The sequence below is a fragment of the Nostoc sp. genome, from assembly GCF_036917415.1.
Lineage (GTDB): Bacteria > Cyanobacteriota > Cyanobacteriia > Cyanobacteriales > Nostocaceae > Nostoc.
Genome location: NZ_JBALDJ010000040.1, coordinates 14,207 through 28,526 on the forward strand (window position 1 = coordinate 14,207; position 14,320 = coordinate 28,526).

Annotated in this window: 13 protein-coding genes; 3 read left to right on the top strand and 10 right to left on the bottom strand. The window is 41.5% G+C overall.

What is annotated here, in order from left to right:
* Positions 1-22 precede the first annotated feature (22 nt).
* The 7 genes from V7K41_RS07200 to typA all read right to left on the bottom strand — a co-directional run bounded on the left by V7K41_RS07200 (position 23) and on the right by typA (position 4,779).
* A complete protein-coding gene (locus V7K41_RS07200; protein ID WP_334846799.1) occupies positions 23-295 on the bottom strand; it encodes a YgiT-type zinc finger protein in 273 nt (90 codons plus the stop codon).
* A gap of 14 nt (positions 296-309) precedes the next feature.
* Complete coding sequence (locus V7K41_RS07205) at positions 310-696, bottom strand: type II toxin-antitoxin system VapC family toxin (protein ID WP_334846800.1); 387 nt, start codon at positions 694-696, stop codon at positions 310-312.
* Positions 693-920 (bottom strand): type II toxin-antitoxin system Phd/YefM family antitoxin, encoded by a 228-nt coding sequence (locus V7K41_RS07210; RefSeq protein WP_334846802.1) that lies wholly within the window; start codon positions 918-920, stop codon positions 693-695. Before V7K41_RS07210 ends, V7K41_RS07205 begins: the two co-directional genes overlap by 4 nt.
* 191 nt (positions 921-1,111) lie before the next feature.
* A complete protein-coding gene (locus V7K41_RS07215) occupies positions 1,112-1,345 on the bottom strand; it encodes a hypothetical protein (RefSeq protein WP_334846804.1) in 234 nt (77 codons plus the stop codon).
* Positions 1,329-1,604 (bottom strand): BrnT family toxin, encoded by a 276-nt coding sequence (locus V7K41_RS07220; protein ID WP_334846806.1) that lies wholly within the window; start codon positions 1,602-1,604, stop codon positions 1,329-1,331. The genes V7K41_RS07215 and V7K41_RS07220 overlap by 17 nt, the downstream gene beginning before the upstream one ends.
* Before the next feature lie 120 nt (positions 1,605-1,724).
* On the bottom strand, positions 1,725-2,798 hold the full coding sequence (locus V7K41_RS07225) for an AAA family ATPase (protein WP_334846808.1): 1,074 nt from the start codon (positions 2,796-2,798) through the stop codon (positions 1,725-1,727).
* Positions 2,799-2,988: 190 nt separating this feature from the next.
* Positions 2,989-4,779: a translational GTPase TypA gene (typA, locus tag V7K41_RS07230; RefSeq protein ID WP_334846810.1), complete on the bottom strand. Its 1,791-nt coding sequence runs from the start codon at positions 4,777-4,779 to the stop codon at positions 2,989-2,991.
* Between the two features lie 591 nt (positions 4,780-5,370).
* Here typA and V7K41_RS07235 point away from each other — a divergent pair.
* The 3 genes from V7K41_RS07235 to V7K41_RS07245 all read left to right on the top strand — a co-directional run bounded on the left by V7K41_RS07235 (position 5,371) and on the right by V7K41_RS07245 (position 9,589).
* Positions 5,371-6,741: a serine/threonine-protein kinase gene (locus tag V7K41_RS07235; protein WP_334846812.1), complete on the top strand. Its 1,371-nt coding sequence runs from the start codon at positions 5,371-5,373 to the stop codon at positions 6,739-6,741.
* Positions 6,742-6,809: 68 nt separating this feature from the next.
* Positions 6,810-8,273 carry an ABC transporter substrate-binding protein gene (locus V7K41_RS07240; RefSeq protein ID WP_334846813.1) on the top strand — a complete coding sequence of 488 codons (1,464 nt, stop codon included), beginning with the start codon at positions 6,810-6,812 and terminating at the stop codon, positions 8,271-8,273.
* Positions 8,274-8,536: 263 nt separating this feature from the next.
* Entirely contained in the window at positions 8,537-9,589 is a 1,053-nt protein-coding gene (locus V7K41_RS07245) for a hemerythrin domain-containing protein (RefSeq protein WP_334846814.1), read from the top strand.
* Positions 9,590-9,670: 81 nt separating this feature from the next.
* Here the strand turns inward: V7K41_RS07245 and V7K41_RS07250 are convergent, their stop codons facing one another.
* The 3 genes from V7K41_RS07250 to V7K41_RS07260 all read right to left on the bottom strand — a co-directional run bounded on the left by V7K41_RS07250 (position 9,671) and on the right by V7K41_RS07260 (position 13,794).
* The gene (locus tag V7K41_RS07250) at positions 9,671-10,855 is read right to left on the bottom strand and encodes a M20 family metallopeptidase (protein ID WP_334846816.1); all 1,185 of its coding nucleotides are present in this window, start codon (positions 10,853-10,855) and stop codon (positions 9,671-9,673) included.
* 209 nt (positions 10,856-11,064) lie between these two features.
* Entirely contained in the window at positions 11,065-11,628 is a 564-nt protein-coding gene (locus V7K41_RS07255) for a pentapeptide repeat-containing protein (RefSeq protein ID WP_334846818.1), read from the bottom strand.
* Between the two features lie 414 nt (positions 11,629-12,042).
* Positions 12,043-13,794, bottom strand: a complete 1,752-nt coding sequence (locus V7K41_RS07260; protein WP_334846820.1) for a serine/threonine protein kinase — start codon at positions 13,792-13,794, stop codon at positions 12,043-12,045.
* Positions 13,795-14,320: the final 526 nt, after the last annotated feature.

Sequence of the window (14,320 nt, forward strand, 5' to 3'; positions counted from 1 at the left end):
ATCTAACCTTATGCAGCGTTGATTATGCTGATTCTAGATGAATGACCGGAATTTGTTCGGTTCTTTCAGGAGGTTTCGCTCCAGTTGCAACAGCATGAACCGCATGAAGAATATCAGCTGAGTAGTACCGATTGCCGCAGGTATCACAAACACCAATGGTTACATCTTCAAAGATGACAAATCCATCTCTATGTTTAAATGCTTCGCGTTTGACAGTTCGGGGTTGAACAGTTCCTTTGCAATACTCGCATCTATATCCATACATACGTTTAGCCTTCAAGTTCAGCGATCTCATAAAAGCGGTACAATTCACCACAATATCTGCACAGAATAACTTTCAAACATACTGTCTCTGGTAACTATAGGTATGCTCTCCACCAAACTTTGAGAAATTATAAGCCGATTAAATGGATCTTTATGGTAGAAAGGCAGCTTCGCTAACTCATCTAAATGTTCTGGTCGTATTTTAAGCAATTCAATAGCATTACAATAAACCTGTTGCTTGACCAACTCAGTAAAAGTCATTTCCAGTTTTAGTTTGCCGATACTGATCTTGATAGACATTTCCCAAAGACTCGCAATGCTCAAAAATCTTTGATTTTCCTGATCTTCAATCAGGTTTTTTGCAGTGTCACTGAGATTGAAACTGCCCTCAATAAACCATAAAAACGTATGGGTGTCGAGCAGGAGCCTCATGGAGCGTATTCCTCAAAATCTGCCAACGGCTGATCAAAATCATCTGACATTTTCACTAAACCCCTAGCACTACCAAACTTGGGGCGTACTTCTACTCCATTAAGTGGCACAATTTTGAAAGATGTCCCATCATTACGCATGATGATGACTTCTTCTCCAGCAGCCGCCTCTTCAATTAATTCTGCTAGGCGAGTCTCAGCTTCTTTCAAATTAACTTGGTGCATTGATAGTCTTTACCAAAACCTGATATTTTGAATATAACTCTGTAATTTTTCCTTGGATCAACACAATATTTGTCATAATTCGGTTAGAAGCATAAGCAGGTCAGCCGTTGGAACAAGTGGTTTTTCAACAGTTCAGCTTTCACAATATTCACTTTCCTTGCGTTTGGCTTTACGAGCCGAAATGATCTCGATTATGTTGTTGTGTTGGTCTGCTGGCGTTGAGCGACCTGAATTAACAACCTCAATGCGTCATTCACCGCTTCATCGTTGGGAAAAGCTTGGGCAACATCGGGATCTAAAAGCACTAAGTTGGTTTTTGTACGATATCGCTCAACATATTTACCTCTAACCCCCCCTTTCATTTGAGCGAAGTCGTACTCAGGACGTAATTCATCTTCCATTTCGTTTTCAACTTCCTTGTTCATAAAACCTCTTCTCTTGGCAAGTAGCATTTCGGGCACTGATGATTCGTATCTTTTCCTCTTTATCAGTATGTGCAACAATTAAGAGTTGTTCAAACCTAGATAAGCCAATAATAACGTAGCGACTTTCTCTAATGGAGTGGTCAGGATCAGGGAAAGTTACAGATAGCAGGTCATTAAATACAGTTGCAGCTTCCTGAAAAGAAACACCATGCTTCTCAAGGTTTAGTGTCGCTTTGTCTGGATTCCACTCAAATTCCATTTACAAGTCTCTTTGCCTTTTCCTTCCAGAGTTTAACAGGCTGCGGAAAGATACCGAAATGTCCACAAAGATTCGATGAGTTAATGACGAAGCTAGGTGGTACTAGATACTCTGACATTCTCAAAGAAGATACTGCGCCAGTTGCTCATGAGTGGGAACATCAGCAGATTGAAAGGTTTTGAGGTCTATTTTTGATGGTTGGGCTAATGCTGCTAAACGGTTACATTGAATAGCAATACAACGATCAAAGATATTTCTCACAAATCTACCATTTCCAAGTTCTCCTATTTGATGTTCAAATTGATTAACTAAGAGACGCACTGCTTTCAAAGTCTTCTCTGAGATTAGATAGCCGTGCTGTTCACACCTGACTTTAAAAATCTCGGTTAACTCGGACGGACAATAGTCTTCAAAGTGAATCGACCTTGCAAATCTGGACTTTAAACCAGGATTAGATTCAATAAATCGAGACATTTCCCCCTTATATCCTGCAACGATAACCACCAGATCCTCTCTGTGGTCTTCCATCATTTTTAAAAGAGTATTGATTGCCTCTTGTCCGTACATATCGCCGCGTTTGTCTGGAACAAGGGAGTAAGCTTCATCAATAAAAAGTACACCACCAAGAGCAGATTCAATTACTTTTGCTGTTTTGGGTGCTGTTTGTCCCAAGTATTCTGCAACTAAATTAGTCCGGTCTACTTCAAGAAAATGGCCTTTTGATAGAACACCAAGATTTTTGTATATCTCGCCTAAAATCCTAGCTACTGTGGTTTTGCCTGTTCCGGGATTTCCCGTGAATACGAGGTGTCTAGTGATTGAAGGAGCTTTTATACCCGCTTGAGCTTGCATCTGAGCTACTTTTGCAATATTTACCAACTCTTGAACGGTAGATTTCACAGCACTTAATCCAGTTAATGAATGAAGTTGATCTAAACATAGCTGAAGCTCATTAGTTACTATTTCAGGTTGATTAGCATTAATGTGAGGTTGCTTGTGAATTTCTTTACAGACTTCTGCTGCCCATTCGTTGCTTATTTGTTTAATGTGAGTACCCAATAGGTTACGAGCTGTTTTTATTGCATTTTCTTTAGAAGGAGCTTCAGCAAAAAACAAGCAATCAATCTCTAACTGCTTTTCAGGCTTCTCTAGAAAATTATACGCATCATCAATACTACTCCAAGCAGCCCACAACCAAGAATTGCCTGAAGTACAGATACTAAAGACAGTAGAATTCCACGACATATATACACACCAGACAGTGAACACAATGAATTACACAGTGTTATGTTACCCACTCAGGTATCAAGATATTCATTTTCCTATCACTACAAAATAAAAAGCCCGTTCATGCGGGCTTTCTAAATCAATTAAGAATTCTTACTTACCGTTTCGCCAGCTTCTTCGACATCTTCCGTAGACGAATCGATTGGGGTGTAACTTCCACCAATTCATCGGGGCCAATGTATTCCAAAGCACGCTCTAGGCTCATGTCTATTGGTGCTTGCAGTTGCACTAATTCATCGCCACCAGCAGCCCGGTGGTTGGTCAACTGCTTAGTCTTACAGATATTCAGTTCCAAATCTTGCGGACGATTGTGTTCGCCTACAATCATACCTCTGTAAACCCTTGTACCGGGAACAATAAAAAATGCTCCTCTATCTTCGGCGTTCCTCATGGCGTAGAAGGTAGAAACGCCTTCTTCAAAGGAGATTAAAACACCTTTGTTACGGGCTTCAATGTCGCCACTAAGTTGACGGTAATCTAAGAAGCTGTGGTTCATGATGCCTTCACCACGAGTCATCCGCATGAATTCACCCCGGAAACCAATCAAACCACGGGCGGGAATGACAAACTCTAACTGGGTGCGATCGCCACTACTTGGTTGCATATCTTGCATTTCGCCTTTGCGTTGTCCCAGGCGCTCAATACAGCTACCCACAGCATCAACAGGAATGTCTAATACCAAGAGTTCGTAAGGTTCGCAAGGTTGACCGTTGACTTCGCGGTAAATTACCTGTGGCTGAGATACCTGGAACTCGAAGCCTTCCCGGCGCATGGTTTCAATTAAGATACCCAGGTGGAGTTCTCCACGACCGGAAACGAGGAATTTATCGGGAGAATCGGTTTCTTCAACGCGCAAAGCCACGTTGGTTTCAAGTTCGCGGAATAGGCGATCGCGCACTTGTCTTGATGTCACCAACTTACCTTCTTGACCAGCAAAGGGCGAATCATTCACCCAGAAGGTCATTTGCAAGGTTGGTTCATCCACTTTAATTAGTGGTAAAGCTTGTGGTTCGTTGGGGTCAGTAATCGTTTCCCCTATATAAGCATCAGCAAAACCAGCCACCGCCACAATATAACCTGCGGTTGCTTCTTCCATGTCTACGCGCTTCAGTCCTTCAAAGCCCATCAACTTGCTGATTTTGGACTTGACAATTGTGCCATTTTCTGTAATTAAAGCCGCTTGCTGTCCAGCCCGGATAGTGCCGTTGTGAATTCTGCCAATCACAATCCGTCCTAGATATTCAGAATAATCTAGGGTTGTAACTTGCAATTGCAGAGGCTTATTGCTGTCGCCTACTGGTGGTGGAACGTGTTTCAGAATCGCGTTAAACAGGGGTTGCATATCTACTGATTCTGCTTCCAAACTTTCCTTAGCAAAACCTCCCATACCAGAGGCAAACAGATAAGGAAAATCACACTGATCTTCATCTGCCCCTAATTCCAAAAACAGATCCAAGACTTTATCAACAGCAACGTGGGGGTCAGCTTGACCGCGATCGATTTTGTTGATGACAACGATGGGGCGCAACCCTTTTTCTAAAGCTTTTTTCAGAACAAAGCGCGTTTGGGGCATGGGGCCTTCATTGGCATCGACAATCAGAAGACATCCGTCAACCATGCCGAGTACCCGTTCAACTTCGCCACCAAAATCAGCGTGTCCAGGAGTATCAACTATATTGATTAGTGTTTCTTTGTAGCGAACCGCCGTATTTTTGGACAGGATAGTAATACCCCGTTCCCGTTCTAGGGCGTTGGAGTCCATAACGCAATCCGGAACGTCTTCGCCTTCGCGGAAAATGCCGGATTGTTTGAGGAGTGCGTCAACCAGTGTGGTTTTGCCGTGGTCAACGTGGGCGATAATGGCGACGTTGCGAATTGGGAGCGTCATAGAAGCTTTTGGTGAACTCTAGAGGGGGTTTATAAGATTTACATTTGAATGCTAGGCTGTTTTAACAGAATTGAGAATAATCGGCAAATTCTGTAAAGAACCTTTAATAATTCTAGCGTAATCGTCACAATTGCGGGGAGTTTTGTAAACCCCACAATGGAGATGTGTGGTAATTACGGCGTTGGTGGGATAACAAAAGCTTCTGTGACAAAGAGGTGTTAGCTGAAGGGCAGTATTGCTTTTGAGAATTGCGGTTGATTCGCACAGAGGAATTTGTAGTTAGAAATGCTTTGGTGAAAAGTACGATCTTTGACCAATAGAGATGAAGTTACTGGCTACTAAAAGTCAAGTTATTTCGTGTTTGGGATCGAAGGGCAGCGATCGCCAAGCCTGGTTTTTTTTGACTAGAATGGGGTGGGTATTTCTACAACAATATTCAACTTACACGGAATTATCACAATGTAGAGTTAGGTCAATTGTTTAGAAGAGCAAGAAGCGATCGTTATTATCGATGTAAAGACTTTACAATGTAATGCCTCTAGGGAATTTAAGGTATATTCTAAAAACTAATAAAATGACAGCGATAATTATATGGTCTGCTGCCTAAATCCTAATTGCGAGAATCCCAAAAATCCTGACGGGGCAAATTTCTGCCTCAGTTGTGGCACAGAGTTGGTATCGTTATTGAGAAATCGTTACCGAATCATCACACCATTAGGGAGAGGAGGTTTTGCACGCACATATATCGCCGAGGATATAGACAAGCTCAATGAACGATGTGTTGTTAAGCAGCTCGTTCTAAGTCAATTTTATGGCAGTCAGGGTAGTCAGGCACATAAAAAAGCGACTGAGTTGTTTGAACGAGAAGCCAAACGTCTCAAAGAACTAGGAGAACATGTCCAAATTCCCAATTTGTATGCATATTTTAAGGAAGCTGAATATCTGTATTTAGTGCAGCAGTTTATCGAAGGGCAAAATCTGTTGCAAGAATTAAAACAACAGGGAATTTTTGATGAAGCCAAAATTCGAGATTTTTTAAATGATTTATTATCTGTGCTGGTAGACATACATAAACTGCAAGTAATTCACCGAGATATTAAACCAGAAAATATTATTCGCCGTCAAAATGATGGGAAATTAGTACTAATTGATTTTGGAGTGGCAAAGCAAAAGACGGAACCTACAAACACTACGATAGGGACAATTATTGGTTCATTAGGTTATGCACCGATTGAGCAAATGCAAACGGGTAAAGTTTTTCTGTCTAGTGATATTTATAGTTTAGGAATAACTTGCTTTCAACTGCTGACCAATATTTCTCCTTCGAGTTTGTGGATGAAACAAGGCTATGGTTGGACTTTTAACTGGCGGCAACATTTAACGCAACCCATAAGTCAAGAATTAGAGATGATTCTTAATAAGTCACTACACGAAAATCACGAACAGCGTTATCAATCTGCACAGGCTGTCTTACAAGACTTGAATAAGTTGCCACCGCTAAGGTATACATTAGCTTCTACAGTTATTTCACCTACTCTGCCATCAAGAGCGCAACCACAAAATCAACATAAATCAACTCGATATCTACCGCAATTCTCTAACAGTAGATTATTGTCTGGAGCAATAATAGCTGGATCGGGTAGTTCATTTTTAGCGATCGCACTTATAAGTTTCCTCGGAACTACTTGGATTAGCTCTGGATTATGGTTGCTAATTTTAGGAGGATTAGTCTTTCTTCAATCTCGCCAGCTTCTGGAAAAAGCTTATTTAATTGTTGTTGCTATCATCACCAATTTACTCGTCATCTTTATTTTCAGAAATCTCTTAACTAATAATCTTTTCCAAGCTGGTTTCAATGGACTGTTACTTATAGAATTGCTAGTTATTTTGGCAGGTTTCTTGACAGTTATTATTGTGGGTGTCTCTGAAATAATTAACAAAATAATTTCTAAATATATTTAGATTTTTGGGTTTGCTCAATTGTCATAAATCTCTTTCAGATAAATTTTGTAAAATCTTGGTAATTATTCATGACAGATAAAAAAGAAAACTTGAGACTGCTTATTTCTCTTGGTCTGGCTGGGGTAATGGTAGCAGCTATTTTATGGTTAATTAGCAAAGTTTCTTCTACTATCATAACAACATCATCAAACCCGACACAAACTTCATCTTCATTTACAAATAAGCCTTCACTAATGAATTTGGGTACAAGGATTTTAGTGAAAGTGCAAACATCCCCGGAAAAAACAGATGGAGTTAAAGCTTTTGCCGAAAAAGATTTCAGTACTGCCGTTAAAAAATTTACTGATTCTTTGAAAAATAATCGCAATGACCCAGAAACTTTAATTTATTTAAACAATGCCAAAATAGCCCGAGATAATTCCGAAGCTATAAAAGTTGCGATCGTCGCACCAATTAACTTTGATCCTAGTTTAGCAGAAGAGATTTTACGTGGTGTAGCTCAAGCTCAAAATGAAGTTAATAACCAAGGAGGAATTAATGGTAAAAAATTGCAAATTGTAATTGCAAGTGCTGATAATAGAGAAGATTCTGCACGGCTAGATAATGAATTAGTTCAAGATAAAAGCCTTGTAGCTGCCGTGGGTGTTAGACGTAAAGTAGAAATATATAAAGAGAAAGGTTTGGTTTTAGTCTTGCCCGTCGAGCTACCAAATCAAGCAGAAAATCCAGAAAAATTAAATAATAATACAGTAAATAGTCAGTCTAATAGTTCCACAAGTAACTACTTATTTCACGTAAATCCGTTATATGATAATTTAGTAGATACTCATTCTCGCTACATTGCTCGACAAGCAAGAAATGTTGCTATTTGTGGCGATGTTCGTAGTTCAATAGATAATTCAATTTCTTCATCAAATCAGATACTTGTAGAACAGTACACTCAAGCTATCAAAAAATATGGCAGCAACGTTATTAGTACGCCTTGCAATTTAGCAGATAAGAATTTTGACCCTAAAGCTTTTGTGGATAAAGCCATAGAAACAGAAAATGCAAGTGGCTTTTTACTAATGCCTTCAATCAGAAATATATACTTTGCCACCAAGGTAGCACAAGAGGTTAAAGGTAGAAAGCCACTGTTTGCTTCTGAAACTATGTACAGTGCTACAACTTTACAAAATGGCAAGGATCTCGAAGGAATGGTATTACCTGTGTATTGGCATCGTAATGCTAATAAAGATAACCCCTTTGCAAAAAATGCCTTTCAGCTTTGGAATGCAGAAGTAAATCAGAGAACTGCGGGAGCTTATGATGCACTCCAAGCAATTATTGCTGGCTTAAAAGAAGACAGCACCCGCGAAGGATTGCAAAGGGTACTGTCTAATCCCAATTTTTCAACATCTGGAGCAACTGGAATGATTCAGTTTTCGCCCTCCGGTGAGCGTCAAGGAGAAGCTTTGCTTGTCAAAATTGAGCGTTGTGAGTCTTGCTCTAGTGGAACTAGTTACGATTTTGCCCTCTTGAATAAGAAGTAGTTTTTTTGATGTTAATTTTCATTCTAAAGATATAGATTGCTTTCAAATAGGTAATCTATTAAATTTGAATGTCATACTAAACTGCTTGCTTTAATTGCAATCATAAATTGACACGATCGCTTCAATTTTTCTCTAATGAAAAGTTTTGTTTATCTACCCAGAGTTGTGAGAGCGATCGCTCAAAAGAAAGAGGGAATCTCCCTAATCTCTGTGCCAAGGTTATATCAGTAAGAATTACGAACACTTTGCCGAGGAGAACACGGATGGTAGCTACATTAGATGATACGAAACGCAACGCTATTGCTGTAAAACTTGCAAGTATTAAGGCACTGCAACAGTTAGTCCTCGAAAATGAACAATCGCTTTTGACGCAAGGGCTTGATGCCGAGATTGCCGATCGCATCCGAAATTTTATCAATGACGATCAAAAAAATCTTGGTGTTTTAGAAACCATAATTGGTCAGTATGGGATTCAAGCTGAACCCAAAAAAAATGTTACACAATTCATTGAAAAAGCTCGCGAATTGTTCAAAGGTTCTGAGTTGAGCCTCTATGAAAAAGTATCTCAGCATGAGCTGCTGAAACATCAACTAGTAACAAGTGGCTTGATAGTTCACAAGGCTGCTCAAAAAGTAGGTGCTGACGTTTTGCTAGCGATCGGGCCTTTGAATACCATTAACTTTGAGAACCGCGCTCACCAAGAGCAACTCAAAGGCATTCTGGAGGTTCTGGGTGTCCGCGAACTCACTGGACAAGATGCAGATCAAGGAATTTGGGCACGGGTTCAAGACGCTGTGGCCGCAGTCAGTGGTGTGGTAGGTAGCGCTGTCACCCAAAACAGCGACAAAAAGGATCTAAATATCCAAGACGTTATCCGCCTCGATCACAACAAGGTAAATACCCTATTCACCGAACTACTACAAAGCAACGATCCACAAAAGATCCAAGAGTACTTCGGTCAAATTTACAAGGATTTAACTGCCCACGCTGAAGCTGAAGAGGAAGTTGTCTACCCAACAGTACGTCCTTTCTACGGTCAAGATAACACCCAAGAACTGTTTGATGAACAAGCTGAAATGAAGCGGGTGTTAGACCAAATTAAGGCTATTAGCCCTTCTTCATCTGAATTCAAAGATCAAGTTAGACAGCTTATGGAAGCTGTTGGCGACCATATTCGTCAAGAAGAAAGCACAATGTTTGCTGCTATTCGCAACAACTTAAGCACTGAGCAAACTGAACAACTGGCTACTGAATTCAAAGCCGCTAAGACCCGAATTCAAGAGAAATTGGGCGTAGTTAGCGAATCCAATGTGTAGGATGCTTTTGAGCTTTCTATATCCGCTAAAAAAAGTTAGTTAAACAAAAACTCCCAGCACATCAACGCTGGGAGTTTTTGTTTACAAATTTTGCTGACAATATTTATAAGCGGCATAAGCCATAGTTACAACGCCGGTGATAATTGCAGATTCATCCACTTCAAATTGGGGATGATGTAATGGGTGGTTAATGATTCTTTCTTTGTAGCCTACACCCAAGCGAAACATAGAACCAGGGACGTGTTCCAAATAAATAGAAAAATCTTCAGATCCAAGGGAAGGTTCGGGTAAAACTTGAACGCGATCGCTACTCCAAGCTTCTTCTGCCGCTGATTGTAACAATTGCGTCAAGGTATAATCATTTTGGACGCTGGGTACACCCTGGCGGTAATTGACTTGATATTTTGCCCCGTAGGTATGGCAAACATTAGATACAATGTTTTCAATCCAGTTTGGGAGATGGGCACGAGTTTCAGGATGGAGCGATCGCACAGTTCCCAATAACTGCACTTTATCGGCAATTACATTCGGCGCTCTGCCACCATTGAATTTCCCTATGCTCAAGACTAGAGGACGCAAAGGATTCTGCGTCCGGCTGATGGCTTGTTGCAGTGCAGTAATCACTTGGCAAGCAATCCAAATCGCATCAATCGCCTCATGGGGACGCGCCCCGTGTCCAGATTCTCCCATAATCAGAATCTCTAAATCATCAGCAGCAGCTGTCAAAGCCCCGTAACGCACGCCAATAGATCCTGCGGGTATAGAAGGGAAAACATGAACCCCTAATAAAGCTGAGACGTTTTCCATCGCTCCATCTTTCACCATCCAGCTTGCCCCTTGAGCAATTTCCTCCGCTGGCTGAAATAAAAACCGCACTTTCCCACCCAACTCCTGTGCCACTTGGGACAGCACCATTGCCGTTCCTAACCCCACTGTGGTGTGGACATCGTGACCGCAAGCGTGCATAATACCATCTGTACGAGAGGTATATTCTAAATTTGTGCCCTCTTGAATTGGCAAGGCATCCATATCAGTGCGAATTGCCAATAAACGGTCATTTTGGCTAGTGCCTTGGAGTTCTCCAATTACGCCCGTTTTACCAACTCCTTCTTGTACGTGCAGCCCACTGGAAGACAAAACACCAGCTACGAAGGCTGCTGTTTGGTACTCCTGACCACTAAGTTCTGGGTGAGAGTGGATGTGGCGGCGAATTTCAATTAAGCGGGGCGCTAGTTTTGCTGCTAAGTCTTTAATACGGGTAAGCATCGATTTAATTAATCTATAGGCTTTTTTCCCATGATAAAGAAATGTTAACAAACAAAATGCTCTTTGCCATACAAGGATAGTTGAGAAAAAGCAAAGAGGCAGAGGGGCAAAGGGGCGGGGGAGACAAGGGGGAATTATTGAACAAGTCTCTCCCTTGTCTCCCCCGTCTTCCTTGTCTCTTCTCTATGCCCCATGCCCAATGCCCCAGTTTATTTTGAGTAGCAGGTTGTGGCTAAAGTATTTTCGGGTTTGTACTCGTTACATTCTCTGGGATTTTGACGCTCTAACGACCAACCATAAGGTTTGTCGGAGGTGACAACACCATTATTTAAAGTTGTTAGTCGGTAGTTAGCCCCCCGAAAATTAGTAAATTGCAATTTGGCATCTTTTAAGTTTGCTGCTTCTAAATTGGCACTGATGAAGCCGGCAAAAGACAGATCGGCATTTTCCAGGGATGCTGATTTTAAATTTGCTCCTGTTAAAGAAGCACCACTGAGATTCGCCGAATTCAGAACTGCACCTTCTAAATTTGCACCGGTGAGATCGGCATTCGTGAGATTAGCTTGAGATAATGTAGCGCTGCTCAAGTCAGCCCCTCGCAAATTTGCTCCGGTTAGATTCAGCTTAGTTAGGTCAGCACCACTCAAATTACACCGAGGACAGGCACTTGTTGCCTTCAACTGATCCAAGTCTAGCTGATTTAATGCAAGAGCCTGCTCTGCAAACCCTAAACAAGCTAACAGGACGACGGTAGCAACAATCTTAAGTTTCATATTTTTTACTGATATTTACAAAAATGACAAGTTACGCACATCACGTACTGTCATCCTTACATATACCGCTTCTCTAAGGAAGTACAGGGATGAAGCATTGATTAAGAAGCTGTAAAAATACCATAAATTCTAATGGTAAGACTACTCAAACGGAAATATAGGCTATAGAATCAAATCGTAAGGAACTATACCGAACCAATTATAGACTACCAAATATGTGATCCCCCTAGCTCGATAAAAAATACCGACTAGGGGGATCTTGTTTTTAGGTATTGGGCATTGGGCATGGGGCATGGAGAAGAGACAAGGTAGACAAGGAAGACGGGGGCGACAAGGGAGAGACTTGTTCAATAATTCCCCTTTTTCCCCTTGTCCCCCTTATCTCCCCTTGTCTCCTCTGCTCCCCTGCCTTGTTCATCGCCATCCTAAAAGGCGCAGTCCAGGGACAATTAAGTAATAACTCACTCCTAACCAGAAGCTGGTAAAGAAGCCTACAGAGCCAAAAAAAGTCAGAGGCAAGTATAACTCTAACCAAGCTGGTTGACTAGTAAATTGGAAGATCGGAGGTACTAACTTCAAAAGAATCAAAACTGCATAGGCGATCGCACTGCCAAAGGCCGCGAACACCGCGTACACTAGATGATGGCTGCGAAGTCCTAAACTCAAGGTGAGTAGGCAAACTGCCACTAAAATCACTGCCACTAAGCCCTCGCCGCTATCTTTTGGGGTGATTAATTGCAAAATTAACCAGCCGAAGCCATAGCTAATCATGCCCATCAGGGAAGCCACTAAAAACCGCCGCCGTTGACCAAAACACCCGGATACTGTCAGCCCCCATGCGGTTCCCCAACCTGCGGCGACGAACACCAAAATATCTGCACCAAAGACGGGTTGAGTATTTGGCACTAATTGGTTGAGCTGACTCCCAATAAATTCTACAACTTGACGCCCCAAGCTGGTGCGATAGGCCAAAATAAAACCAGCGATCGCACCAAAACAAGCGCCGATACTACTCAGGATCATTGCCCAAATCGTCGCCAAACAAGCTCGGAAAATTTTGATAATTGTCTGAGCGATAAAAATAACGGTTTTGGTGACAGCTTGGCTAAAGTTAGCTAAAACTTGTTCAATAGCTTGTGTTAGCAGTGTAAGTCTCTGGGAAGCTTGTGTTGAGGCTTGCTTAACTTTGTCTCGCAGTTGAGCAAATACCCCTGCTGGCGGTAATGGTTGAGAAATCTTCGCCAAACGTTTTTGAATTATAGCTGCATTTGCTGGACGCGATCGCACATCCTCCTGCACCATCTCATCCAGCAAATCTGCTAGTTGCGGGTTGACATTCACCACAGTTCGCCAGCGCAATTTACCCGTTTGCTGATCTTCCAACTCTAGCGGGTATTTGCCTGTTAGTAGTTCAATCACCGTTCGACCAAGGGCATAAAAATCGGCACTTGGCCCAACAATACCTCCAATCACTTGTTCTGGTGGACTGTAGCCAGAAGAAAATAATCGCGTGGAACTAGACTGAGAACGCAGCTTAGAGGCACTAAATTGTTTCGCGCCGCCAAAATCAATTAATACCACGCGATCGCCCTCTGTTTGTCCTTGAGACGGGGTTACAGATGGCGAAGATGTACCCAGCATTAAATTAGAAGGTTTGATATCCCGATGAAGAATCTGACGTTTATGTAATTCTTGTAAAATCTGCACAGCTTGGGCAAACCAATTTAAAACCAAATCCTCTGGACAGCCTTGGGGAAACTTTTTTAATATCTCCTCTAAAGTTTGCCCATTGATTTTTTCCATTACCAGACAAGGCAATTGGTGCGGTTTGGGGTTAAACAGTTGTACCTGAAAATAACCATCGTTATCGACTGTGGGAACACCCGAATGTTGCAAGCTAGATAAAACTGCCGCCTCTTGGGTAAATAATTCCAGTGCCTTGGGCGAATCTTCTACCAATACTTTCAATACTTTCTCTGTTTGAGTTTTTTCATCCCAAACTGTGTAGATTTGAGCAAATCCTCCCGATCCCAAGGGCTGAAGTGGAACATAGCGGTCTAACAACTCTAGCGGTGCGCCACAGCTGTTGCAAAATTTGTTTCCCCAAGGCTGAGGATAAGGACGTTGACAATCAGGATTTATGCAGTGAACCGATAAAATACGCATAATTAATACTTTCAGGCATTTTATTCTAAAAAATGCTCAATAGATGCTCAAAAATCCTACTTTAAATAATAAAATCACTATTTTTAGTATAAAATGATGCCCAAAATTGATGCTCATTGAATGCTCAATTCTAAGCTTCTCTCTCTTACCCTACCTTATACCCAAGGATGTTAAGCAACTTGTTAAGTAACTCATCACTTCTTGCTGTACAAGCATTCCAGCCATTTTCACCAATAGGGCATCTATCCTAAGTTGGCAGTACGTTCATATTATTCCCTTGTCAGTACCCGGTTATAGGCGATTATAGGCATGGCTGAAGAGACGATGAGAGTCATTATCAGTCACTATTGAGAATGAAGTTAAAGATAATACATAATCATTAAAAGACTCTTTCTAGAGTCTTTTAATGATTATGTTGTTTAGGGATTAATCGCAGGGTTAGCGCGTCTCAAACCCTATTGACAAAAGGACTTGCCTGATAGGCAATCAAGTTGGAAACAAAGTGGGACTATCCGGGCTAGGGTAA